This is a genomic window from Streptomyces sp. 840.1 (genome assembly GCF_003751445.1).
GTDB lineage: Bacteria > Actinomycetota > Actinomycetes > Streptomycetales > Streptomycetaceae > Streptomyces.
In genome coordinates this window covers 1,261,618-1,286,199 of record NZ_RJUU01000003.1, presented here as the reverse complement: position 1 = coordinate 1,286,199, position 24,582 = coordinate 1,261,618, and the positions used below count along the sequence as shown (strand labels likewise).

The following is a 24,582-nucleotide window of genomic DNA, read 5'->3' as shown; positions in this document are numbered from 1 at the left end:
TCCCGGCAGTCGTGACCTCAGGAGACGGCGAGTGTGATGGTCGTTGGTGTGCCCCGCCACGCCATCCGCGCATAGGGGCACAGGGAACGGGCCTTCTCCACCAGGGGAGTGGCGACCTCCGCGTCGACGCCGGGCCACGTCACCACCAGATCGACACGCAGCAGATATCCCTCGTCTGCCGGGTCCCGCCCGAACCCCACGGTGGCCTCGACCGAGATGAGGTCCGGGTCGAGGGCCTCCTGCCGCGCCATCAGGCTCAGCGCTCCCTGGAAGCACGCGGCGAAACCGGCGGCGAACAGCTGCTCGGGATTGGTGCCCCGGCCGTCACCGCCCAGCTCGGCGGGAACGCGCAGATCGAGGTCCAGGGCGCCGTCGGCCGATCGCGCCCGCCCAGAGGCTCGCCCGTGCGCGGCCGGCCCACCGCTGACGGTCACCGTCGTGGTGTAGATGGGCGAGAAGGAGTCCCCGTCGACGTCCTTCTCGGTGGACAGGGTGGGCAACTGGATCCGCTTGGTCACGGCATGCTCCGATGGTGGAAGACGCTTACATCCGCGGACACAGAGTCCGGACTACAGGATGACCGGCGAGTCATCTTGCCTGTGACGCCTACCCGTTGCGGGCCGCAGGGAACATCCGACAGTGTGTCAGTTGACGAGTGACGCGACATAGGCGGACAGCTTGTCGGGGTTCAGCACCCACAGAATCCGGTCGATGCCCTCGGCGGACACACCGACGGACAGCAGGGCCACCGCCTTCCCGCCGGACGACACGAGTACCGCCGGGCGGCCGTTGGCCTCAACCCAACGCGTGTCCGCCGACGGCCAGAAGCGCGGCGCGAAGGCCACGAGGTACCGGCTCACACGGTCCCGTCCGACGACCGGGATCCTGGACGCGCCGCGCATTCCGCCCCCGTCCGAGTAACTGACGACATCCGCGGTGAGCACGTCCTCCAGCACCGACAGGTCGCCCGTCCGTGCCGCGGAGAGGAACACCTTGAGCATACGCCGATGGACCGCCGGGCTGACCCGTTCCCGGCGCTCGGCGGCCAGGTGCTTGCGCGCCCTGCTCACCAGTTGACGGGTGTTGGCCTCGGTGATCTCCAGCATCTCGGCGATCCGCCCGTAGGGATAGTCGAAGGCATGCCGCAGCACATAGGCGGCGCGCTCCACCGGGTTCAGCTTCTCCAGGAGCAGCAGCACCGCCAGTTCGAGCGCCTCGGCCCGCTCCGCGCCCAGATACGGGTCCTGCCCGGTGCCGACCGGCTCCGGGAGCCACGGGCCGACATAGGTCTCGCGGCGCACGCGCGCCGACTGGGCCAGATTGATCGCCAGCCGGGTGGTCACCGTGGTGAGGAAGGCGGCCGATTCGTGCACGGCCGTCCGGTCGGTGTTCTGCCACCGCAACCAGGTCTCCTGCACCACGTCCTCGGCCTCCGCCGTGCTGCCCAGGATGCGGTACGCGATGCCGAAGAGCTGCGGACGCGCGGAAATGAAGTCCTTCGTCGCTTGAGCGAGGGTGTCGCGAGGGGCACCGGCTTGCATGGAACGGTCCCTTCTGAACGGGTCACCGGTCATGCTACAAGTGTCACACCGACTTGCCTTTGGCGGACGCACCGTGGCACGCACGATGCCAGGGACGGCCGGTTCACCGGGCCTGTCACAGGCAGCACTCCCGTTCGGTCAGAAGGACGTCATCACACGATGCGTTAGCCATGATCGTCGAACGAAGGATGTCACGTGACCGCCACCACCACCGACCGGGGACTCTCCGGTCACGTCGCCATCGTCACCGGCGCCGGCTCCGGCATCGGCCGGGCCACCGCCGTGGCCTTCGCCGAGGCCGGCGCATATGTACTCGGAGTCGGCCGCCGTGCGGAACCGCTGAAGGAGACCGCCGAGGCCCACGACAGCATCGCGGTCCTGGCCGTCGACGTCCGCGCCGACGGGGCACCCGCCGAGATCGTGGCGCACGCCGTGCAGAAGTGGGGCCGCCTCGACTACTTGGTCAACAATGCCGGTGCCACCGCGGTCATGCCGCTGGCGGAGACCGATAAGCAGGTCATTCTCGACCTCTTGGCGCTCAACGTCGTCGCTCCGAGCCTGCTGGCCCACGAAGCCCTCCCGCACCTGCGCGCGACCTCGGGCACGATCATCAACCTCTCCAGCACCTACGGCCATCGCCCGATGGCCGGCGGCGCCCACTACGCGGCGACCAAGGCCGCCATCGAGCAGATGACGCGGAGCTGGGCCCTCGAACTCGCCGGTGAGGGGGTCCGTGTCAACTCCGTCGCCCCCGGCCCCACGCGCACGGACGTCATGCTCCACGCCGGTCTCACCCCGGAGGCGGCCAACGACATGTACGCCTACGAGCGCGAGCGTATCCCCACGCACCACATCGCCTCCGCCGACGAGATGGCGCACTGGGTCCTGCGCCTGGCCGAACCCGCCGGACGCCACGCGACCGGCCAGGTGGTCACCGTCGACGGCGGACTGGAACTCATCTGACGCCCCCCGCCCGCGGCGCCGGCGATACTCGCGTGGGTCAGTAGCAGAATGGGCAGGCGGCGGTCGGGGCGGCGGCTACTTGCTCAGCCACAGGTCCGGGCCGAACACCTCGTAGTGGATGTCCCTGGGGCTCAGTCCGTGGGCCAGCAGGTCGGTGCGGACGGTCTTCATGAAGGGCAGCGGCCCGCACAGGAACGCGATGGTGCCGGGGGCCGGGGAGATGGGGGTGATGTCGGCCCAGCCCTCGTTGACGTGGTCACCGGCGGCGTCCGGGTGGTCGGTGACCTCGTACCACAGGTGCAACGAGGCGTTGGGGAGCTGTGCGACGCGTTCGGAGAGTTCGAGCCGGTGGGCGTGGTGGACGGGCGAACGGTCGGCGTGGACGACGGCCACGGGGCGTTCCGGTGACACGGTGGCCAGGTGCTCCAGCATGGCCAGCATCGGGGTCACACCGATGCCGGCGGAGGCGAGCAGGAGCGGGCTGTCGCCCTCGGGGAGCAGCAGGTCACCGAAGGGCAGGGAGACCTGCAGGGTGTCGCCGGGACGGGCGTTCGCGTGCAGCCACGAGGAGACTTCACCCTCGGGCACCCGGCCGTCGGCGGAGCGCTCTCGCTTGACGGTGATGCGCCAGGTCTCGCGGCCGGGGGCTGTGGACAGGCTGTACTGCCGTATCTGGTACGCGCCGTCGGGGAGTTGGGCTTGGACGCTGACGTACTGGCCGGGGACGAAGGCTCCGCCGGGCGACCCGTCGGGGTGGCCCAGGTCGAAAGAGACCGCGTCCGGAGTCTCTTCATGGCGTTCCGTGATTTCCATGGTGTGCCAGACGGCGCCGTCCTCGACCCGGGCCTCGGCGTACAGGCGGGCCTCCATGGCGATGAGGGCGTTGGCCATGAGCCAGTAGACCTCGTCCCATGCGGCCGCCACCGCCGGGGTCACCACGTCACCGAGGACCTCCGCGACGGCTCCGAGGAGGTGACGGGCGACCAAGGTGTACTGGTCCGCGGTGATGCCCAGCGAGGCGTGCTTGTTCGCGATGCGTCCCAGTACCGCGTCGGGGCGCTCGCCGGGATGCTCCATCAGAGCGGTCGCGAAGGCGGCAACCGCCCCGGCGAGAGCGTCGCGCTGGGCGCCGCTGGCCTGGTTCGCCCGGTTGAACAGGCCTCGCAGCAGTTCCGGACGTTCCTCGAACATGTGGCGGTAGAACACCTCGGTGATAGTGCCGAGGGACGCTCCCACCGCGGGGAGCGTGGCGCGGACGACCCGCGCCGACTGATCGGAGAGCATGCTGAACTCCAAAACTCGTAGGGGAGTTGAGTGTCTTTCGATGCGGTGCGGTCCCGTCCGCCGTCCCACCGGTCCACAGGTTCGACCGGACAGCGAGAAGAGTTGTGACGCCCTTGCCCGGCTGCCCGGCACCCGGTGCCCCTGGATGCTTCCGGCGCTACGGGAGTTCGCAGCCGGGATCGGCGGCGTCCCGCGAGAGCGGGGCGCCGTGCGGCAGGACGTAGAGAACCTCCAGGACGAGGTCGGTCGTACCCCGGTTCTCCCCGATGTGCACGTGGTCCGCTCCTGGCACCTCCTTCAGGTAACTGCCCTTCCTGTAGACGCCGTCGGACGCGCACGTGGCATCGAAATGACTCAGTGTTCCCTGCTGAACATGGGCGTACAGGTAGCCGTCGTGGTAGTGCCAGCCTGTCGCCTGGCCCGGCGGGACGGTGATCTCGCGCAGGATGTAGTCCCGGTCACCGACGGTCCGTTGGGCCAGGATCCTGCCGCTGACACCAGGACCGCCGGGTGTCGCGTGGGCGGTACCGGGGAGGAGAGAGAGCCCTAGGTGTTCTGTCCACGGAGGTTGGTGACGGATTCCACGGCTTGGGGATCTTGAACGAGTGAGGGCCTTCCGGGTTCGGTGTGGATTGCGACATCTACACGAACGACCAGAAGGCCCTCATGTCCCACCGTAATGCACCCCTGACCGAGACCGGACGTCTGCGTCTGGCCCGCTGCGTCGTGGACGACGGCTGGCCGCTGCGCCGGGCCGCCGAGCGCTTCCAGGTCTCGACGACCACCGCTCAGCGGTGGGCAGTCCGCTACCGCGAGCAGGGCGAGGCCGGGATGGCCGACCGCTCCTCCCGGCCCCACCACAGCCCAGGCCGGACACCGACGCGGACCGAGCGGCGGATCATCAGGGTCCGCGTCCTGCGGCGCTGGGGCCCGGCCCGCATCGCGTATCTCCTCGGGCTGAACCCGGCGACCGTCCACCGTGTCCTGACCCGCTACAAACTCGCCCGCCTGGCTCACCTCGACCGGGCCACCGGCCGGGTGATCCGCCGCTACGAGCACGCCGCCCCCGGCGACCTCGTCCACGTCGACATCAAAAAGCTCGGCAACATCCCCGACGGCGGAGGCCACAAGGTCCTCGGCCGGCAAGCGGGCCGCAAAAACCGGGCGAAGGCCGGCATGAGCTTCCTGCACAACGCTGTCGACGACCATTCCCGCCTGGCCTACAGCGAGATCCTCACCGACGAGAAGAAGGAAACCGCCGTCGGATTCTGGCAACGGGCCCACGCCTACTTCGCCGCTGCCGGCATCACCGTCCAGCGGGTCCTGACCGACAACGGTTCCTGCTACAAGTCATACCTCTGGCGCAACTCCCTTGCCGGACAGGGGATTTCACACAAGCGGACCCGTCCCTACCGGCCCCAGACCAACGGGAAGGTAGAGCGGTTCAACCGCACCCTTCTGGACGAATGGGCCTACGCCCAGACCTACCGGACCGAGACCGAGCGACGCGACGCCTACCCGCGATGGCTCCACACCTACAATCACCACCGCGGACACACCGCACTCAAGGGCCAGCCACCCGCCAGCCGCGTCCCCAACCTCACGGGTCAGTACACCTAGGCCGTGTCTGATAAATGATCAAGCTGTGGGCGAGCGAGGTCGTCCGTTGCGTGGCCACAACGGCGGCCGCAGTCAGGCCCTTCAAACGGACGACGTCGGCGCGTGAAAGGCTGAGCCGCATGACCAGTGAAGCCGATGAACCACGTCGAGACCTGTTCCTCCGAGACGGCCTGGAGGCAGCAGACGTGGTGCGTGTTCACCGTGAGGCGCTTCGTGTCCTGCGAGACAGCATCGAGACGGCTCACATCGATGCTTACAGCGATATCGCCTGGCCACGGGAAGTGGCGCCCGCGTACAAGCAGGTGTTGTCGATGGCCGCCGACGAGGTGGCCGAGGGCGTCCGGTCTGCGAAAGGTGATCCTGGTATGGGGATTGACGTCGATGTCCGCGACGACACGCAGTTCGACGTGCTTCTGGCCTTGGCTCCCTACACGATTCATGCCGAGGCGTGGCGACAGGGCCGAGAGATCTTCAGCGCCAGCGACACGGGCACAGCCCTGTGGATCGCTGTCACATCAGAGCAAGAGGTTCGGCTCATGGCACGGCTCGATGCGCTGGGTGTCCCGCAAACGGCGTTCATGACTCAACCTCGCAGGCGAAGTCTGTTCGCCCGGCGATCACGGCACCAAATCGCGTAGCCACAAGATGAGCGAACTCAGCTGCAGTCCCGCCTGGTAGCGGGTGGCGAGCTTGTCGAACCGTGTGGCGACGGCCCGGAACTGTTTGAGCCGGTTGAAACAGCGTTCCACGACGTTTCGGTGCTTGTATGCCTCCCGGTCGAAGGCGGGGTGGCGGCCGCCGGCGCTGCCCCTTCGACGCCGGTTGCCGACCTGGTCGGAGCGTTCGGGGATGGTGGCCTTGATGCCACGGCGCCTGAGCCCGGCCCGGATAGCCCGGGAGGAGTACGCCTTGTCGGCAAGCACTCGGTCAGGTCGACGTCGGGGCCTGCCCATCCCGGACCGGGGAACGTAAATGGCGTCCAGGACTGCGTCGAACATCGTGGAGTCGTTGACGTTGCCCGGTGTCAGGACGATGGACAGCGGCAGGCCTCGTCCGTCGACGGCCACGTGGACCTTGGTGGTCAGCCCTCCCCGGGATCGGCCAAGAGCCTGCCGCGCCGCCGAGCGTTGCGGATCCTCCAGTTTGTCCTCGCAGGGCTCCCCTTTTTGCGGGCGCCGGCGGCGTGTTGGTGGGCACGATTGATGGTGGAGTCCACCGACACGGTCCACTCGATCCGGCACACCGCGTCATCGCGGACCTGTGCGTGCTCGAGCAACCTGGCCCATGTGCCATCGGCTTCCCAGCGGGCGAAGCGTTCGTAGGCGGTCTGCCACGGGCCGTATCGCTCGGGCATATCTCGCCACGGAGCACCGGTCCGCAGCCGCCACAGCACCCCGTCGATCACCTGCCGGTGATCCCTCCAGGGCCTACCCCGCCCGTCCATCGTAGGAAGCAGCGGTCGTATTTGCTCCCACGCCGCATCCGTCAGTTCACCTCGACCAGCCACAAGATCAATTATCAGACACGGCCTAGGAGCATGGTTCCGACGGCGGTGGTACGTAGTGTGTTACGCATGGTTGTCCCTTCGGGAGACAGGTACGGGAGGCACCGCCCGGGGGTCAGAGGGGCCTCGTCGACGGGCTGTTGCCAAACACACTGTACGACCTCTGAAGAGAGTGTCAGACAGTGGCATATGGCCGCCGCCCCCGCCGCCCCCGGGACTGCTCGAGGTGCGGGCGGCGCGCGACGGGCGCACCGCGCAACGGCAAAAGGATCCGGCCCGTTCGCGATGTCACACCCGAGCCGACAGCTCGGTCTCCTCAAGTGAGCGCGGAACAGTGTCGAACCGTTGACCGCAGGAGGTGTTCCATGGATTGGCGCGACCGGGGCCTGTGCCTACGCGAAGACCCTGATCTCTTCTTCCCGATAGGCGGTATGAACAGTGGTCAGGGAGTACTACAGACGGACGAGGCGAGGTCCGTCTGCCGTCGTTGTCCCGTGAGGGAACAGTGCTTGGCGTGGGCCGTCGTCGCGGGTCCCGTCGAAGGCATCTGGGGCGGCACGACAGAAGGGGAGCGCCGTGCCGAACGACGGCGCGCGGCACGGCGCCGGACGGCGGCGGAGACAGCTGCCTGAGCACACGGGCCGTGTGAGCCGGGGGCGCACGGCGAGACGAAGGGGGGCCCGGCACCGGGCCCCCCTTCGTCTCGCCGCCCGGTCAGGCCGCCGGTGTGAGGTCGGCCCGCACCGCCGAGATGTCCAGGGACAGCGTCACCTTGTCACTGATCAGGGCGCCTCCCGTCCGCAGGGGCATGTTCCAGGCCAGACCCCAGTCCGAACGCCGAAGGGTGGCCGTGCCCTCGAAGCCGACCCGGTGCCGCCCGTTGGCGTCCGCGCCGACTCCGCCGAGAACCACCGCCAGGTCCAGGGGCAGCTCGATGTCCTTGATGCGCAGAGCGCCCAGGAGCCGGAAGTTGTCGTCGCCGAGAGGGATGACGCGCGTCGAGCCAAAGCTCATCAGGGGAAACGTCGCGGCATCGAAGAAGTCGGGCCCCCTCAGGTAGGCATCGAGCTCCTGGGCTCCCGTGTCCATGCTGTCGGTCTGGACACTTACGTACGCCTCCGAACGGGACGGGGCGGAGCCGTCGAGTATGAGCAGACCCTCGAAACGGACGAATCTGCCCCGCACGTTGGAGATCATGGTGTGCCGGGCGGAGAAGCCGATGGTGCTGTGGAGCGGGTCGACGGTGTAGACACCGGTCACCCCCGCGTAGGACGCGGAGCCGGCGGGAACGGCCTGGTCGTGCTTGGTGGACATGGTGGGTAATTCCTTCTGTAATCGGTGTCTGCCTGGAAAGGTGCCTGATAGACGGGGGGCCCGGCGTGCCGCAGTGCGGACGACTTGGGCCGCCACACGAGCGACGGACCCCCTTCCTGCGGTCCGCCCCGTCGTGGCTCAGTGCTGCTGCTGCGCGAGCCAGTCGCGGAACCGGATCTGCGCGATGCGTGCGTCCGCGCCGGGCCGCAGGGTGTCCACCTGGCCATGCTCGTCGAGTTTGGCCACCGGCTTGGAGCCGATGAGTCCGGTGCCGCCTATCACTACGACCTTCACGGTGGGAACCTCGCGTATATGCGCTGATGTCATGATGTTGACCGCATGGGGGAGACCGGGCGGACACGTCTTCTGTGACACGGGCACTGTGTTTGCGAGAACAGTCCCCGGACGACACCTCGACCGCCAATGCCCCCGCCGGTCGCCTCGTGTCACAGATCCGGCGGCCACCCGGTCAGAGGAGTCGAGCGGTCGGAGAGGCCAAGCAATCCCCGCGACCAGAACGACCATGCGACGGCCGGGCCACGGCCCGGACGACGGTGTCATCACGGAAGGTGCGACTCAGTGTCGGAAGAATCAGAGCATGCCCACCACGGCCACCACGGGCACCACCACGGAACCGGCGGCGAGGACGGCCCCAGCTGGACGCGGGCGGCGAAACTGCTGCAGGACGCCGCGCCGATCACCGTGCCCGAGGGCGCCTCGGCGATGACCATTCACGTCCAGTGGGAGCCCGGTGACCCGGGCACCCCGCCGCACCGGCACTCCGGCCCGGCGTTCGGCTACGTCATCAAGGGCGCCGTCCGCTTCGAGCTGGAGGGCGAGCCCGAGCGCGTGGTCGAGCCCGGCGGCACCTTCTGGGAGCCGGGCGGTGACGCCATCCACTACCAGGACGGCAACGCCCTGGACGATGAGCCGACCGAGTTCGTCGTCACCATGATGTGCGCCCCCGGCAAGCCCATGCTGGAACTGGTCGACGAGGCGGAGCTGAAGGAGCGAGCCCACCTGCGCGCCCCGCGGCCCACGGCCTGACCTACAAGAACTGCGGGGCCCCGTGCAGGGGCACGGGGCCCCGCAGCCGTCGGTATCCGGACGTCGACACACCGTGTGAGACAGGACATGTGTACATGTCCTGTCGGAGATCGCCGCCGATGGCGTCGAGCGAGCAGGCGCGGTCGGCCCGGAGCCACTGCGACCGGACGCGGTGAGCACCTCGACGGCGGATCCAAGGTTCACCGGGCCACCACCCTGGAGCGCATCATGAACACGGACAAGCAGGCCGCCCGGGGGCTGGCCGATATTGAGGCATATCTGTACCGAGAGTCCCACCTCAGCACCGCCCGTCGGCGCGTGACCGCTTTCACCGGGCAGACGCCCGGGCTGACCCATGAGCAGAAGCGGGACATCGAGGTGTGGTACCTGGAGGACCAGAAGCACGTGGCCCGCATGGTGACGCGGCACATCGCCGACAGCATCGGCGCGGCCGAGGAGGCGCACCACGCCCGGGTCGCGCGATGGCTGCGTCGCACACTGATCGCCATGATCGTCGTCATCGCGGTGATCTTCGTGGGCACGGTGGCCTGCACGGTGTGGGTGGCCTGAGCCGGCGAGGAACACCGAGGCGCCGCGCGGTCCCGTCGAAATGGCCTCCGGTCACCGGAAGCGGTTGCTGAGCAGGCCGTGGGCACGATGATCGCTGATGTATCGTGACAGCCGGGAGGCGGTCATGGTAAGGGGCGGAACACGGACCGAGCTCATCGGGCGGCGGGACGAATGCCAGGTCCTCGACGACCTGCTGGCCCGGGCCAAGGCCGGGCAGAGCGGGGTCCTGGTGGTGCGCGGCGAGGCGGGCATCGGCAAGACCGAGCTGTTGAACCACCTCCTCGACCGGGCCGCCGGCTGCCGGGTCGTGAGGGCGGCCGGTGTGCAGTCCGAGATGGAACTCGCCTACGCAGGGCTGCATCAGCTCTGCGCCCCGCTGCTCTCCCATGTCGACGACCTCCCCGAGCCGCAGCGCGACGCCCTGGGCACGGCGTTCGGACTCCGAGCCGGTGACGCGCCCGACCGGTTCCTGGTCAGTCTGGCCACCCTGAGCCTGCTCGCGTCGGCCGTCGGCGACGAGCCGCTGATCTGCGTGGTCGACGACGCCCAGTGGCTGGACCGGGTGTCCGCGCAGACCCTCCAGTTCGTCGCGCGCCGACTGCTCGCCGAGTCGGTCGTGCTGGTCCTGGCCGTCCGGGAGTCCGGAACCCGCGAGATCCTCGCCGACCTGCCGGAACTCCTCGTACGGGGGCTGGACGAGGAGGAGTCCCGCAGACTCCTCGACACGGTCGTCACCGGACCTCTGGATGCGAGTGTGCGGGACCGTGTCGTCGCCGAGACGCGCGGCAATCCGCTGGCCCTGCTCGAACTGCCGCGAGGTCTGACCGCCGTCGAGATGGCGCGCGGCCTCGGCGACCTCACGACCCGGCCGCTGTCCAGCCGGATCGAGGCGGGTTTCCTGCAGCGCGTCCAGTCGCTCCCGGCTCAGGCGCGGCAGCTGCTGCTCATCGCAGCCGCCGAACCGGTCGGGGATGTCGCCCTACTGCGAAGAGCCGCCGAACACCTGGGCATCTGCGTGGACACCGCCGTCACCCATGCCGAGGCGTCCGGCCTGATCACGTTCGGCACCTGGGTGCGCTTCCGCCACCCGCTGGTCCGCTCCGCGGCGTACCGCGCCGGCGGTGTCCGGGAGCGCCGTCGCGTACACGCGGCCCTGGCCGATTCGATCGACGCGAGTCTTCATCCCGAACGTCGCGTATGGCACCTCGCGAGTGCGACGACGGGACCCGATGAGGCCGTCGCCGCCGAGCTGGAGGGAACCGCCGGCCGGGCCCACACGCGCGGCGGCATCGCGGCGGCGGCGGCCTTCCTGCACCGGGCCACCGAACTGACACCGGACCCCGCGCGCCGTGGGGACAGGGCGCTGGCCGCGGCGCGGGCGAAGTACCAGGCGGGTGCCTTCGACGTCGCGCGGTCACTGGTCGACGCGGCGGAACTGAGCCAGCTCGACGACGCCGAAGCGGCACGGGCGACCCTGCTGCGGGGACAGATCATGTCCGCCGCCAAGAGCGCCAGTACCGGACTGCCCTACCTGCTCGAAGCGGCCGGGCGACTTCAGCCGTTCGCCCCCCAACTGGCCCTCCAGACCTACCGGGATGCCGCCCACGCGGCCCTGACCGCGGGCCGGCTCGCCAGGGGCGGCGTCCTTGATGTCGCCGAGGCCCTACTGAGCACGCGGGAGCACGTGCCCCCGGCGGGCCGTGAGGAACTCTTGCTGACCGGCCTCGCACGGGTGATCACCGAAAGCTACGCCGTGGGCGCGCCGCCCCTCCTGGAGGCCGTGGCGGCCTTCCGGACGGGGGAGCTCACCCGGGAAGACGGCTTGGGGTGGCTCCCGCTGGTATGCCGCATGGCGCACAACACCTGGGACTTCGCTTCCTGGTCCGAGCTCTCGGCGCGGCTGGTCGAACTGTCCCGCGGCAGCGGAGCACTGGCCGTACTGCCCTCGGCCCTCCTCCTGCGCCTGTCGAACCGGGTGTTCGCCGGCGATCTGCGCGGGGCCCACTCCCTCGCCGTGGAAGCGAGCGCGATCGCTGAAGCCACCGGCAGCAGCTTCTTCGCACATTACGGCGCGCTCGTCGTGGAGCCCTTCAAGGGACACGAGTCCTCGACCCGGCAGGCGATCGAAGCCGTCACGCGGGACCGTCTCCTTCAGGGCGAGGGCAAGGTGACGACGGCCACCCAGTGGGCGGCCGCGGTGCTGCACAACGGTCTCGGCCGGTACGAGGAGGCCTACGCCGCCGCGCAGCACGGCTGCGAGAACCCCCAGGAACTCGGACTGTCCCTCCAGTCCCGGGTGGAACTCGTCGAAGCGGCCGTACGGCTGGGGCACACCGCGCAGGCGGCCCAGGCCGCCCGGACGATCGAGGAGATGGCCCGGGCCGTCCGCACGCCCTGGGCTCTGGGCATCTCCGCCGCCGTCCGAGCCCTGGTGAGCGAGGGGCAGGAAGCCGACACCCTGCACCAGCGGGCGATTCAGCACCTCGACGCGGCGGGGACCCGCATGGACAGCGCCCGCGCCCGGCTCCGCTACGGCGAGTGGCTCCGCCTCGGACAACGGCGGGATGACGCGCGTGTGCGGCTGAGCGAGGCGTACGAGATGCTCAGCGAGGCTGGGGCCGATGCGTTCGCGGAGCGCGCGCGACGAGAGTTGCAGGCCGCCGGAGCGACCGTACGCAAACGCGCCTCGGCGGCCCCGGCGGCCCTCACCACGAAGGAGGCCGAGATCGCCCGGCTCGCGCAGGAGGGCTTCACCAACCCGGAGATCGCCGCCCGGCTGTTCCTCAGCCCGCACACGGTCGAATGGCATCTGAGCAAGGTGTTCGCGAAGCTCGGTGTCTCCTCCCGCAAAGAGATCGGCTCGGTGGCACCGGACTCCACCGCGCCCGCAACCTGACTTCCCGTCAGGCGGCGGGCGTCTCCGGTTCCGCCAGCAGTGTGGGAACGGTGACGATCGGGACCTTGTTGTTCAGCATGCGGTGGACGGGACACCGTCCGGCGGCCGCCAGCAACTGTCTGCGGTGTTCCGGATCCAGCTCCCCGGTCAACCCGATATTCTTGACGATGCGCCCCTCCGTCCCGAACCGTACGGCCACGTCGATACGGTCCAGCCGCCAGCCGTGCCGGTCGGCCATCGCCCGTACGGCCATGGACGTGCACGACCCCAGCGCGGCCAGCAGCAGTTCTCCCGGGGTGGGGCCCGTGTCGTCGCCGAGCGGCTCGGGTTCGTCGGCGGTCAGGGTGTGGGTGCCGATCGTGACGGCACGAGTGAGCCGTCTGCCTTCGGCGACGGACACGATGCGCGTGGTCATGGGTCTCCCTCTCGGCGCGGGGCGAGGACGATGCGGCGGGGACCGTCGTGGTACCCGTCGTCCTTCCACCAGACCGAGCGGCGTCCGCACCTGTGACACTCGGCGCTCACAGCACCGTGCGCAGGAGCCTTCGCGAGGTGATGCCGAGCTTGACGTACACCTTCCGCAGATGCCATTCCACGGTGTGCGGGCTGAGGAACAACTGGGCGCCGATCTCGGAGTTGGTGAGTCCGTCCCTGGCCAGCTGTGCGATCTGCGTCTCCTGCGCGGTGAGCGCCGTCGCGGTGTCGGCGCCGGGCCGGGCCACGGTCTCACCGGTGGCCCGCAACTCGCGTACCACCCGCTCGGCGAAGGCGTGCGCGCCGAACCGCGTGAACAGTGTGTGTGCCTCGCGCAACTGCCCCCGGGCGTCGACACGACGGCCTTCCCGGCGCAGCCACTCCCCGTACAGCAGATGCGCCCGGGCCAGCTCCGCCGTGATCCGGGTGCGCCCGAGTCGTTCGATCGCCTCCCGGTACAGCCGCTCGGCCGCGTCACCCTGGTCGAGCAGCGCCCCAGAACGTGCCTGGATGCCCAACGCCCAGTCCGTCGCGGCGGCGTCGGTGATCCGGGCCAGCCGGTCCAGCGCGTCCCGCGCCGCGTCCTGGCGACCGCTGCGTACCGCGGCCTCCACCAGTTCGGCCAATCCCAGGTTGGCTGTGACCAGGTCGTCCGGATGGGCGCAGGCTTGCCGGGCCGCGTCGAAGGCGTCCTCGTACCGGCCCGACCCGTTGTGCAGCACGGCCTCGGCCCGGTGCCCGATGGAGACGCCGATGCCCTCGCCCCTGTTCACCGCGTCCCCGATGCCGGTCTCGATCAGTGGCAGGGCTTCGCGTGCGTGTCCCTGCCAGGCGGCGAGCGTCATCGCGCCGTACGGCGCGAAGCTGCTGCCCGCTGCTTCCTGTACCCGGGCGACCTCCGCGATCAGCAACGCCGCCGCGTCCAGGCCACCGTCGCACGAGTGGACGACGATGCGTGAGTTGAGCGCGAGCGGCAGTTCGGTGAGCGCGCCGACGGCGCGCGCGGTCCGTACGTGGCGGTCCACCAGCTCCGTCCATGCCTCGTCGTCCCACATCTCGGCCGCCAGTGCCGAGGCCAGCCACGACCAGCGCAGCACCTCCTCCGGGTCGGTCTCCCGGCGGAACGCGCGCACAGCGGCGTGCGCGGCGGGCACCGCGTCGCGGTACCCGGCGGTGAATCTGGTGGCCAGGGCGTCCAGCAACAGATCGACAGGGCGCGGCGGCCCCGTGACCGGTTGCGAGGTCCGCTGTGCCGCGGCCGCCACCGCACAGGCATCCGCGCCGGAGGCGAGGCGCCCGGCGAACACGGCGGCCGACAGGGCGTCCAGAAAGGTTTCCCGCGCCAGACTCGCGTCGAGGGACACCAGGCGCCGCGCGGTGGCCAGCAGCAGGGGGAGCGCCTCGTCGATGCGGCCGGCGGCGAAGGCGACTTGAGCATGGAGGAGGTCCGCGCGGGTGCGGCCGTGCTCGTCCAGGACGCCGCTGCGGACCAGCGCCAGCAGATCGCGTGCCGCGGCCGGCGCACCGGCGCGGAGTTTCGCCTGGGCCGCGGCGAGGGCGCGCGTGGTCTTGCGCCGCGGGTCGGGTGTCAGGATGGCCGCGTGGGCGAGGAAGGCGGCCGCCGCGGCGATGCCGCCCCGGGCCAGCGCCCGCCCGGCCGACGATTCCAGCTCACTGGCGATCGCCTCGTCCGGCCGCACCGTCGCCCGCGCCAGGTGCCACGCCCGGCGGTCGGCGTCGAGGACGGGATCGGTCACCTCCGCCAGGACCCGGTGGGTTTCCCGGAGCTCCGCGAGCCCGGCCGACCGGTAGACGGCGGAGCGCAGGAGCGGATGCCTGAATCGCACCAGGGCCCCGACGGCGAGCAGCCCCGCCGACACCGCCGGGCCGTCCGCGCCCGGGCCGATACCCAGCCGCTCGGTGGCCCGCCGGAGCAGCGTCACGTCACCGATCGGCTCGGCGGCGGCGATCAGCAGCAGCCGCCGGGTGTCCTCCGGCAGGGACCGCACCCGCGCGAGGTAGCTCCGCTCGATGCGGCCGGTCACCGGTCCGGGAGCGGGCCGATCCGTACCGTCGGCCGGTTCCGCGTCGAGCCGGCCGTGGGGGAGCTCCAGCAGCGCGAGAGGGTTGCCGCGGGCCTCGGCCAGAATCCGGTCGCGGACCCGCTCGTCCATCGGACCGTCGGCCGCCGTGCTCAACAGTGCCCGGGCGTCGGTGGTGTCGAGACCGTCGACCGTCAGCTCGGGCAGCCCGGAGAATTCGTCGCGCCCCCGCTGTTCCCGGGAGGCGATGACCAAGGCCAGGGGTTCGGCGAGCATCCGCCGTGCCACGAACGCCAGGGTCTGCGCGGAGACCCGGTCGAGCCACTGTGCGTCGTCCACGAGGACGAACAGCGGCCGTTCGGCGGCCACGTCGGTCAGCAACCCGAGCACGGCCAGACCGACCAGGTATCTGTCCGGAGGCGGTCCCACGCTCATCCCGAAAGCCGTGGCCAGCGCGTCCCGCTGCGGCGGGGGAAGGGAGTCGGCGCGGTCGAGGAACGGGGAGCACAGCTGGTGCAGACCCGCGAACGGGAGCTCCATCTCCGACTCGGCACCCGCCCCACGCGCGATGCGGTACTCCGCGACGCGCGCCGCGAGGTGATCCAGCAGAGCGGACTTCCCGATCCCGGCGTCACCCCGCAGGACCAGTACGGCACTGCGCCCGGCCGCGACCTCCGAAATCAGTGCTTCGAGTGCGTCACGTTCACGGCGCCGACCACGCAGCGGCCCCAACCTGTTCTCGCTGCTCACCCCGACTCCCGCACACGGCGAGCATAACAACCGCGTACCCGGGGCCGGCCGTCGCGGCCACCCGGAAACTCCCGGTGCCACCGACACGGCAGGACCGGACAGCGGCCCCGTCTGTGACAGCTCCGGAGGAAGATCCGGAGTGGACTCCGTCACGCCGATCGGGCCCTCGGTGCGGACCCGGCCCGGGTAAGGTTGACACTGTCGTTCCGACAACGTTGCGGGAGCCCGACATCCCCGGATCTTTCTCCTAGGAGCTGCGTCGCATGATCGCCGGCCCGCCTCCCGACCTGGTCGGTCGGCAGCATGAGTCCGGGGCGCTCGACGACCTGCTGACAGGTCTGCGCGAAGGCGGGTCCCGGGTCCTGGTGGTCCGTGGCGAGGCCGGCATCGGGAAGTCGGTGCTACTGGAGTACGTGGCCGCCCGGGCGTCCGGGACGAAGGTGACCTGGGCGCACGGCATCGAGGCCGACATGGAGCTGCCCTACGCGAGCCTGCACCAACTGTGCACGCCGTTCTGGGGCCAGCTCGACGAACTCCCGAAGCCCCAACGTGACGCCCTACGCGTGGCGTTCGGGATAGCAGCAGGGGACCCGCCCGACCGCTTCCTGGTCGGCCTCGCCGTGCTCACCCTGCTCACCCGCGCCTCGGAGACCCAGCCAGTGCTCGTGCTGGTGGACGATGCGCAGTGGCTGGACCAAGTCTCCCTGCAGACACTGGAGTTCGTGGCCCGCCGATTGCTCGCCGAGGCTGTCGCCATGGTGTTCGCTATCCGGGACCCCGAAGGACGGTCCGCGCTGGGCGGCCTGCCGACATTGCGGCTCGACGGTCTCGACACCGCCGCCGCCGGTGAACTCCTCGAAACCACCGTCGGGGGGCGGCTGGAGAAGCGGGTCCGGGACCGCTTCGTGGCCGAGATGCACGGTAACCCGCTGGCCCTGCTCGAATTCTCCCGCGGCCGCAGTGCCGCCGAACTGGCCTACGGCCTCGACTCATCGACTTTCCCCGGCCTCCAGGGCCCGGTGGCCGGCCGCGTCGAACGAGACTTCGCCAGCCGCCTCGGCGCGCTGCCGACGGCCACCCGGACGCTGCTGCTGATCGCGGCGGCGGAACCGGTCGGTGACGCCCGCCTGCTGGTCCGCGCGGCCGCCGCACTCAAGATCGCCATTCATGCCGCACCGGCCAAGGCGGCCGGTCTCATCGAGTTCGGCGAGTCCATCCGCTTCCGGCACCCACTGGTCCGTTCCGCCGTCTACCACGGAGCCGAGCCAGAAGAACGCCGAGCGGTGCACCGGGCACTCGCCGAGGCGACGGACCCGGTCCTGGACCCGGACCGGCGCGCCTGGCACGCCGCGCAGGCCGCCGACGGGCCGGACGAGGAAGTCGCCACGGGCCTGGAACAAGCTGCCGGCCGCGCGCGGCAGCGCGGTGGCATCGCCGCCGAGGCTGTGCTGCTCGAGCGCGCGGCGGACGTGACACCGGACCCGCGACCACGGGGCCGCCGCGCCCTCGCCGCCGCCGAGGCGCACTTCTCGGCCGCCGCACCCGACCGGGCCACGGAGCTCGCGACTGTGGCCGAACTCTGCGCCCTGAGCGGCTTGGACCGCGCCCGGCTGGCGCGCCTGCGTGGCAGGATCCTGTTCGCCCGCAGCCGCAGCGACGAGGCGGCACCACTGCTCCTGGAGGCCGCAGCGCAGTTCACCGCCGCCGGGTCCCCGCTGGCCCGGGAGACGTATTTGGAAGCCATCAGCGCGACCATCTTCGCGGGCCGGGTCCACGGTCCGACGGGTGCCCGCGCCGCCGCCATCGCGGCCCGCGCGTCCGGTGCGCCTCCCTCGGGCTCCAGGTCCGCCGACCTCCTCCTCGACGGAGTGGCCGCCGTCCTCGCGGACGGCTACGAGGCCGGAGTCCCGGTACTGCGTGGCGCACTGGAGTCGCTCACCCAGGAGGAACTCGGTACCCGGGAGGCGACCGTACGCTGGCTGCTGCTCGCCCCCGTCGCCCTGGAGGCGTTCATCCACTACGCCTGGGACCTGCACGCGTGGGACGCGCTGGCCAGCCGTGCGGTGCGGCTGGCCCGCGACGTCGGCGCGCTCGGCGCGCTGCCACCGGCACTCGTCTACCTCGGCGGGGTCCACATCCACTACGGCGATTTCGCCGAGGCGGACCGGATGATCGACGAAGCCGACGCGCTCGCCGCCGCGACCGGTCATGCCCCGCATCAGTACGGCAGGCTGGTACTGGCCGCCTGGCGGGGCGAGGCGGACATCGCCGCCCCCATCCTCGAGGAAGCCAGGCGGCAGGCCGAACAACGGGGTGAGGTGTCCCTGCTGGGCGCCATGGGCTACATCCAGGGCGTCCTCTTCAACGGACTGGCACGCTACGAGGAGGCCCTGGAGGCCGCTCGTACGGGCATCGAGCACGACGGGTTCAACTTCACGGGTCTGTCGCTGGTCGAACACGTCGAGGCCGCCACGCGGTGCGGTGAGCTGGACCAGGCTCGCGCCTCGCTGGCCCGGCTGCTCGAACTCACCCGCGCCGCCGACTCCGGATGGGCCCGCGGTGCCGCCGCCCGAAGTCAGGCCCTGCTCACCGAAGGCGACGCGGCGGACCGCCTGTACCGGACCGCGATCGAGGCGTTCGGCCACGGCGGTGTGGCCGTGGAGGTGGCGCGTACCCACCTGTTGTACGGCGAGTGGCTGCGCCGCGGCCATCGCCGTGCGCTGGCCAGGGAACACCTGCGCACGGCTCATGAGATGTTCGACGGCATGCGGGCGCACGCCTTCGCCGAGCGGGCCCGCCGTGAACTGCTGGCGACCGGCGAGCACGCCCAGGTGAGGGAGAACAGGCCGGCGAGCGTCCTCACGCCTCAGGAGTCACAGGTCGCGACCCTCGCCGCCGACGGCATGACGAACGCGCGGATCGGCGCGGAACTGTTCATCAGCCCCCACACCGTGGAGTGGCATCTGCGGAAGGTGTACACGAAACTCGGGATCAACTCACGTCGCGCGCTGCCGACTGCTCTCAAGAGCACCTCGGTCACGGAGCTCGGGGGCGAGGACACGCTGCGAACCGGGTGATCGGTTCGAGCGACACGGTTGTCACCACCACGACCGTGGCCCTGTCTACCTGGTGTGGGCAGAACGCCGTTACCCACGCCGCGGACAGCAAGGAGAACCTCGCCCATGGGCACCGATCCCGTATCGATCACACGTTGGAACACACTGACCGTGTGCATCGTCGGACGAGGCCCGGATGGAGGGGCATCTTCACCGGCAACTCGGCCTGGGACTGAGCGAGTTCTACGCCCTCTGGGCTCTGCGGGACAGTATGCGGGCCGGTTCAGGACTGCTGCCCCTCGGTGACCTGGCCGGCGGGACAGGGCTCAGCCCATCCGCCACCAGCCGTCTCGTGAGGCGTCTGCGGGACCGCGGCCTGATCACCACGCACGTCGCGCCGCACGACCGGCGGAGCGTCGAGACGGAATTGACCGCCGTCGCACACGATGTGCTGCGGGTGGGCTCTCCTCTCCTGCGCCGGGCGGTGGAGGAGGCCGTGCGGGAACTCGGCACCGCGAACATCGACGAGGACCTGCTCCGTTACCTCACGGGCGGCAGGGACGGCGCGACTCTGCCGGCGTGACGTCCCTGCCGCCGCTCGCCCGGTCGGTGCCGGTGGGGAAGTGCGAGTCCTGGAAGCCGTTGTGTCAGATCGTCGCGGTGACAGCGTCCTTGATGAGGCGGTGAGCCGCGGCGTCGGTACGGGCCACGTCTCGCGTCACCAAACGGTCCTGGCACAGGCCGCGCATGCCGGAGACGAGGAGCGTGGCCCGTGCTCGGGCCTCTTGTGGCGCGTATCCCAGCCGGACGTAGGCAGCGGAGATCGGGTCCACCATGATCTCGACGGTGTCGGCGGCCAGGTCCCCGTACTGTTCCGGGTCCGTGGTGGCGAGGCTGAGCAGTTGCAACAGCACGCGGATCGCGCCGGCTTGCTCCCCGACGGTGATCGCCTCCCACAGGTCCCGAGCGGCCTGGAGCAGGGCGGCGGTGTCCCGTACACCGTCGAACATCGCGTGGGCGTCGGGGCGTACCGCGTTCAAGGCGCTCACCAAGAGGTTCTCGCGGCTCCCGAAGTAGTACAGCAGCATGCGCTTGGTGGTGCCGACGCTCTCCGCCAGGGGGGTCAGCGACATCTGCGCGAGGCCGTGCCGCTCCAGGTGGTGGGCGACCTCCAAGAGCAGTTCGGCGCGCTTCTCTTCGTTCACGGAGCGGGGCACGCTTTGACTGTACCGATCGGTACGCGTAAGGTCCAGCGGCATAGCTGTTCCGATCGGTACATCAACGCATGGGTGTCGGTGGCGGCTTCGGAGACCCCGCGAGGCCCCGTGCGCCGGTCCGGCGATTCACCACGGACCGCGACATCACTACGACCACTACGTCCAGAGGGCGGAAAGCTTGTGAAACACCGAAGCACGCATCGGCAGGGCATGGGCACGGCCAAGACCCTGACCGAGTCGCTGCTCTTCCCGGCGATACTTTTCCTCGGGCTCCTGTTCTGCTTTCCTCCGGCCCTGCACGCACCGCAGTCACACCACGCGGACGTCGTCGTGGCCCACGGTGTGTCGGCTCGAGAAACCAGCACCGTCCTGGAGCGACAACACCCCGGCGGGTACGACGTCACCACGGTGGCCGATGCCCGGGCGGCGCGACGAGCGGTCGTCGAACGCGAGGCCGTAGCGGGTTATGTCACCGGAGCACAACGCGACGTGCTGTACGTGGCCAAGGCCAACGGACTGTCACTGGAACAGGCGCTCACCCAACAGTTCACCGCGCTCTCCGCGCACCGCCACGTCGCCCTCGCCGTCACGGACGTCGCGCCGACCCTGAGCAAGGACCAGACGGGTAACACTCTGGTCTACTTCGGAGTCGCCTGGAGCATCCCCGGCTACATCCTCGCGACGACCCTGCAGCGGGCTGTGACCTTCAACCGCCGGAAGAAACTGCTGGCCATAGCGGGCAGTTCCGCCCTCTTCAGTGTGGTGGGCTTCCTCGTCGGAGCCGGTCTCGGTTATCTTCCCGACGACCCCTCGGCCATAGCCGTCGGGTTCCTCCTCATGTCGGCGGTGGCCACCTTCGCCACCGGGATGGCGCCCTTCACCAAGCAGTTCTTCCCCGCCGCGGGCATGGGTCTGTTCATCGTGCTCAGCGTTCCCAGCAGTGGTGTGGTCCCGGCCTCGATGCTCCCCACGTTCTTCCAGGATCTGCACGAGGTCATGCCACTGGCCAACGCCGTGGACGCCTTGAGAGGTGCCCTCTACTTCGGCGGAACCGGAGTACTCGGGCCGGCCCTGGTGTTGTGCGCGTGGACAGCGGCGGGCCTGGCCCTGCTGGGCCTCGACGCCTGGCGACACGATCGTCAGGCCGCGCGCCAGGGCGCCGACGAGCGGGAAATCGAGGAACCGCCGGTGGAGGACCCGTCCGTGGAGGCGCCGACACCGACCGCGCTGCCGGTACGCCACCATCACCATTTCGGAGAGCCCATGCCGACACTGGAGGGAACCGTACTCGACGCCCAGCAGGAGCCCGTACGGCACGCGGCGGTGACTGTCATCGGCACGAGTGGCCGGCAGTTGGTGCGGACGACGACGAACGCGCGGGGCGAATACGCCGTCACCGGACTGCCGGAGGGATACGTGAGTGTGGTCACCGCCTCGCTCGGGTACGTGCCAGTGGTCCACCAGAGGCTGTTGCAGTCCGGTGCGGTGGCCCGGGTCGACGTGACCCTGCACGGCCGACGAGGAAGCGTGTCTCTCGCCCACGGGCCCGGGAGAACACCACCGGAGAACATGACCCGTACGAGCCGGTGAGCCGGATCCGCGTCAGACTTCCCGGCGTCGGCCCTTGGGACGCGTCCCCCGGTGGTACCGGAAGGTGCCGGAGGCGGGCGCCCCGGTCGGTCACGGCGCCCAGCCGTGCTTACCGCTGCCGTGCGCTCCAGTCGACGAAACGGGTTTCGGCGATGTGCGCATCGGGGCCCGGAAGCAGGGCGTCCTCCTGGAGCGCCGCCCCCCAGTAGAGACCCTGCGGGTCCGTCGTGACCGCGCGGGGGTCGTCCTTGACGGCGAGCCCCTTCCGGATGAAGTCCTCGAGCTGGAAGACCTCGGGGCCCGCGGCCTCCACCGTGCCGTTGACGGGTGTGCCGACGGCGGTGCGGCCGACGGCCGCGGCCACGTCTCCGGAGAAGATGGGCTGGATCTTGATGGGTGCCACGCGCACCGTGTCGCCCTCGGTCGCCGAGTCCGCGAGGCTCTTCGCGAACTCGAAGAACTGTGTGGCGTGGACGATCGAGTACGGAGTTCCCGAGTCCTTGATCATGTCTTCCTGGACCTGCTTGGCCTGGAAGTAGCCGCTCTCCTGGAGGCGGTCGGTGCCCACCACGGACAGGGCCACGTGATGGGTCACCCCGGCGTCGGTCTCCGCCTTGAGTAGGTTGGCGGTGGAGACGCGGAAGAACTCCATGACGGCGTCGTCCGCGAAGGAAGGGGAGTTGGACACGTCGACGACGACCGAGGCTCCCCGCAGAACCTCGTCCAGGCCCTCGCCCGTCAGGGTGTTGACGCCTGTGTTGGGTGACGCCGCGACAGCGTCGTGGCCGTGCTCGGTGAGCTTGGAGACCACCTGCGAGCCGATGAGCCCGGTTCCGCCGATCACTACGATCTTCATGAGAATTCCTCTCGGTGTCTTTCGATTGGTGAGGTGCAGTCCGTGCGGGGCTGCTCTCGATGCCGCTCAGCACACTGCTTCAGTAAAGACCGGACAGTGGCACTTCGTGTGACACGACTCATTCGACAAGTTTTCCCTCGGTGGTGACCTCTTCCATCAGGGAGGAGATCTCCGGCGGGATCGGCGGAATGCTTTCGTGGGTGATGCCAGCCGTGGGTGACCACACGAGGTTCACCTGGAGTGCGGGGTCCATGGACGGATAGTCGCTGCGGTTGTGACAACCGCGGGTCTCACGACGTTCGAGAGCCGCTTCGAGTGTCGCGCGGGCCGCCAGGGCGGCGGACTTGAGATCGAAGGCATGAGCGAGATCCTGGAAACCGGCGATGTCCGGATGTACGCCGACCTCCTCCATTCTCTTCTCGATCAATTCGAGTTCTTCCAGTCCTGCCCGCAACCCCGCCTCGTTGCGGACGACGCCGGCATGTTCCGTCATCGTGTTACGGATGGCGCGCTGAAGAGCTCGGACGTTCTCCGGGCCATCGGCCTTGAGAAGAGCGTCGACCTCCTCGCGAGCCAGCGCCGTCGCCGATGCCGAGCGCACCTGTGCGGTGAGCCCCTGGGAGTATGCGGCGGCAGCCTGACCGGTGATGCGGCCGAAGACCAGGAGTTCGATGAGGCTGTTGCCCCCGAGGCGGTTGGCACCATGCAGACCGCTGGACGCCTCACCGATGGCGTAGAGACCACGGACGTCGGTGCTGTGGTCCTCCGGACGTACCCAGACGCCGCCCATCGAGTAGTGCGCGGTCGGTGCGATCTCGATCGGTTCACGGGTGATGTCCAGCATCTGCAGTTCCAGCAGCGTCTGGTAGACACGAGGAAGCCGGTTCATGATCGTCTGGCGGGGCAGATGGGAGACGTCCAGCCAGACTCCGCCCTTCGGGGTTCCGCGCCCCTCCTTGATCTCCGTGTAGGAAGCGAGCGCGACCCGGTCGCGGGTCGAGAGCTCCATGCGAACGGGGTCGTAGCGGTTCATGAATCGCTCGCCGATGGCGTTGCGCAGAATCCCGCCCTCACCGCGGGCGGCCTCACTGACCAGCGTGCCTGCGGCGTTCTCGGGCTCGATGATCCCGGAGGGGTGGAACTGGACCAGTTCGGGATCGCGCAAGCGGGCCCCCGCCTCCACGGCCAGGCGGAAGGAGTCACCTGTGTTCTCGTCCCGTCGTGAGGACGTACGCCGCCAGATGCGCGTATGGCCGCCGGCTGCGAGGATCACGGCGTCGGCGTGTATCAGGTGGCGCCTGCCGCTGGCGGGGTCGAAGCCATAAGCTCCGAACACGGCGCCGTCGTGTACCAGGAGGCGCGTGATGTACAGGCTGTCGAGCAGGGGGATACCCAACTGGTTCGCACGCCTGATGAGCGTGCGCTGGATCTCCAGACCGGTGTAGTCACCGACGAAGGCCGTGCGCCGGAACTTGTGCGCGCCGAAGAACCGCTGGGAGATACGACCGTCCTCCTCGCGGGCGAACGCCATGCCGTAGCGTTCCAGGTCATCGATCCCCAAGGCGGCGCCCTGGGTGACGATCTGGGCGGTGCGAGGATCGGCGAGCAGATAGCTCTCCTTGAGAGTGTCGGCCGCGTGCTGCTGCCAGCTGTCCTCAGGATCCATAGTGGCCAAGGCGGCGTTGATTCCCCCTGCCGCGAGGGACGTGTGGGTGTCCTCCTTGGGGCGTTTGCCGACGGCCAGAACATCGATTCCGGCCTCGGCCAGTTCGATCGACGCTCGCAGGCCGGCTCCGCCCGTGCCGATCACCAGCACCGCGGTGGAATGACGTTGTTCAGTAATAGCCACGACTGCTCC

22 protein-coding genes are annotated in these 24,582 nt (G+C 69.8%); 10 read left to right on the top strand and 12 right to left on the bottom strand.

The window, feature by feature from the left end:
• Positions 1–17: 17 nt before the first annotated feature.
• Positions 18–518, bottom strand: coding sequence for an Ohr family peroxiredoxin (locus EDD93_RS38070; RefSeq protein ID WP_123531317.1), 501 nt, complete (start codon positions 516–518; stop codon positions 18–20).
• Positions 519–644: 126 nt separating this feature from the next.
• The gene (locus EDD93_RS38065; RefSeq protein WP_123531315.1) at positions 645–1,541 is read right to left on the bottom strand and encodes an RNA polymerase sigma-70 factor; all 897 of its coding nucleotides are present in this window, start codon (positions 1,539–1,541) and stop codon (positions 645–647) included.
• 195 nt (positions 1,542–1,736) lie between these two features.
• Between EDD93_RS38065 and EDD93_RS38060 the strand changes: the two genes are divergently transcribed.
• Positions 1,737–2,504, top strand: a complete 768-nt coding sequence (locus EDD93_RS38060; RefSeq protein ID WP_123531313.1) for an SDR family NAD(P)-dependent oxidoreductase — start codon at positions 1,737–1,739, stop codon at positions 2,502–2,504.
• Positions 2,505–2,579: 75 nt separating this feature from the next.
• Here the strand turns inward: EDD93_RS38060 and EDD93_RS38055 are convergent, their stop codons facing one another.
• Together EDD93_RS38055 and EDD93_RS38050 are read right to left on the bottom strand one after the other, a co-directional pair.
• Positions 2,580–3,788, bottom strand: coding sequence for a globin domain-containing protein (locus EDD93_RS38055; protein ID WP_123531691.1), 1,209 nt, complete (start codon positions 3,786–3,788; stop codon positions 2,580–2,582).
• Between the two features lie 157 nt (positions 3,789–3,945).
• Entirely contained in the window at positions 3,946–4,368 is a 423-nt protein-coding gene (locus EDD93_RS38050) for a cupin domain-containing protein (protein WP_123531311.1), read from the bottom strand.
• A gap of 86 nt (positions 4,369–4,454) precedes the next feature.
• Between EDD93_RS38050 and EDD93_RS38045 the strand changes: the two genes are divergently transcribed.
• Complete coding sequence (locus EDD93_RS38045; RefSeq protein ID WP_123527726.1) at positions 4,455–5,408, top strand: IS481 family transposase; 954 nt, start codon at positions 4,455–4,457, stop codon at positions 5,406–5,408.
• A 119-nt stretch (positions 5,409–5,527) separates the two neighbouring features.
• Complete coding sequence (locus EDD93_RS38040; protein WP_148083930.1) at positions 5,528–6,046, top strand: hypothetical protein; 519 nt, start codon at positions 5,528–5,530, stop codon at positions 6,044–6,046.
• On the opposite strand, the gene EDD93_RS38035 is transcribed toward EDD93_RS38040, so the two are convergent.
• A protein-coding gene (locus EDD93_RS38035; RefSeq protein ID WP_185092643.1) for an IS5 family transposase occupies positions 6,026–6,915 on the bottom strand; the annotation gives its coding sequence in 2 pieces (ribosomal slippage) (positions 6,026–6,558 and positions 6,558–6,915; 891 coding nt in all). The two genes, EDD93_RS38040 and EDD93_RS38035, sit on opposite strands and share 21 nt — an antisense overlap.
• Before the next feature lie 362 nt (positions 6,916–7,277).
• On the opposite strand from EDD93_RS38035, the gene EDD93_RS38030 reads away from it, so the two are divergent.
• Positions 7,278–7,544, top strand: coding sequence for a WhiB family transcriptional regulator (locus tag EDD93_RS38030; protein WP_123531307.1), 267 nt, complete (start codon positions 7,278–7,280; stop codon positions 7,542–7,544).
• Between the two features lie 82 nt (positions 7,545–7,626).
• On the opposite strand, the gene EDD93_RS38025 is transcribed toward EDD93_RS38030, so the two are convergent.
• Positions 7,627–8,226 carry a YceI family protein gene (locus EDD93_RS38025; protein WP_123531305.1) on the bottom strand — a complete coding sequence of 200 codons (600 nt, stop codon included), beginning with the start codon at positions 8,224–8,226 and terminating at the stop codon, positions 7,627–7,629.
• A gap of 138 nt (positions 8,227–8,364) precedes the next feature.
• On the bottom strand, positions 8,365–8,553 hold the full coding sequence (locus tag EDD93_RS38020; RefSeq protein WP_148083929.1) for an NAD(P)-dependent oxidoreductase: 189 nt from the start codon (positions 8,551–8,553) through the stop codon (positions 8,365–8,367).
• Positions 8,554–8,805: 252 nt separating this feature from the next.
• Between EDD93_RS38020 and EDD93_RS38015 the strand changes: the two genes are divergently transcribed.
• From EDD93_RS38015 to EDD93_RS38005, 3 genes are all read left to right on the top strand, one after another.
• The gene (locus tag EDD93_RS38015) at positions 8,806–9,273 is read left to right on the top strand and encodes a cupin domain-containing protein (RefSeq protein WP_123531301.1); all 468 of its coding nucleotides are present in this window, start codon (positions 8,806–8,808) and stop codon (positions 9,271–9,273) included.
• A 228-nt stretch (positions 9,274–9,501) separates the two neighbouring features.
• On the top strand, positions 9,502–9,843 hold the full coding sequence (locus EDD93_RS38010) for a hypothetical protein (protein ID WP_123531299.1): 342 nt from the start codon (positions 9,502–9,504) through the stop codon (positions 9,841–9,843).
• A gap of 97 nt (positions 9,844–9,940) precedes the next feature.
• Positions 9,941–12,739, top strand: coding sequence for a LuxR family transcriptional regulator (locus EDD93_RS38005; RefSeq protein WP_260256130.1), 2,799 nt, complete (start codon positions 9,941–9,943; stop codon positions 12,737–12,739).
• A gap of 7 nt (positions 12,740–12,746) precedes the next feature.
• Here the strand turns inward: EDD93_RS38005 and EDD93_RS38000 are convergent, their stop codons facing one another.
• Together EDD93_RS38000 and EDD93_RS37995 are read right to left on the bottom strand one after the other, a co-directional pair.
• A complete protein-coding gene (locus EDD93_RS38000; protein WP_123531297.1) occupies positions 12,747–13,154 on the bottom strand; it encodes an OsmC family protein in 408 nt (135 codons plus the stop codon).
• Positions 13,155–13,260: 106 nt separating this feature from the next.
• On the bottom strand, positions 13,261–16,005 hold the full coding sequence (locus EDD93_RS37995) for a LuxR family transcriptional regulator (RefSeq protein WP_260256129.1): 2,745 nt from the start codon (positions 16,003–16,005) through the stop codon (positions 13,261–13,263).
• 263 nt (positions 16,006–16,268) lie between these two features.
• On the opposite strand from EDD93_RS37995, the gene EDD93_RS37990 reads away from it, so the two are divergent.
• Complete coding sequence (locus tag EDD93_RS37990; protein ID WP_123531294.1) at positions 16,269–19,082, top strand: LuxR family transcriptional regulator; 2,814 nt, start codon at positions 16,269–16,271, stop codon at positions 19,080–19,082.
• A gap of 175 nt (positions 19,083–19,257) precedes the next feature.
• Positions 19,258–19,644, top strand: a complete 387-nt coding sequence (locus EDD93_RS37985) for a MarR family winged helix-turn-helix transcriptional regulator (protein WP_260256128.1) — start codon at positions 19,258–19,260, stop codon at positions 19,642–19,644.
• 64 nt (positions 19,645–19,708) lie between these two features.
• On the opposite strand, the gene EDD93_RS37980 is transcribed toward EDD93_RS37985, so the two are convergent.
• Complete coding sequence (locus tag EDD93_RS37980; RefSeq protein WP_123531687.1) at positions 19,709–20,278, bottom strand: TetR/AcrR family transcriptional regulator; 570 nt, start codon at positions 20,276–20,278, stop codon at positions 19,709–19,711.
• Between the two features lie 210 nt (positions 20,279–20,488).
• On the opposite strand from EDD93_RS37980, the gene EDD93_RS37975 reads away from it, so the two are divergent.
• Complete coding sequence (locus EDD93_RS37975) at positions 20,489–21,868, top strand: carboxypeptidase regulatory-like domain-containing protein (protein ID WP_123531292.1); 1,380 nt, start codon at positions 20,489–20,491, stop codon at positions 21,866–21,868.
• Between the two features lie 109 nt (positions 21,869–21,977).
• On the opposite strand, the gene EDD93_RS37970 is transcribed toward EDD93_RS37975, so the two are convergent.
• Entirely contained in the window at positions 21,978–22,724 is a 747-nt protein-coding gene (locus EDD93_RS37970; RefSeq protein WP_123531290.1) for an SDR family oxidoreductase, read from the bottom strand.
• 118 nt (positions 22,725–22,842) lie between these two features.
• Positions 22,843–24,573, bottom strand: a complete 1,731-nt coding sequence (locus tag EDD93_RS37965) for an L-aspartate oxidase (RefSeq protein ID WP_123531288.1) — start codon at positions 24,571–24,573, stop codon at positions 22,843–22,845.
• Positions 24,574–24,582: the final 9 nt, after the last annotated feature.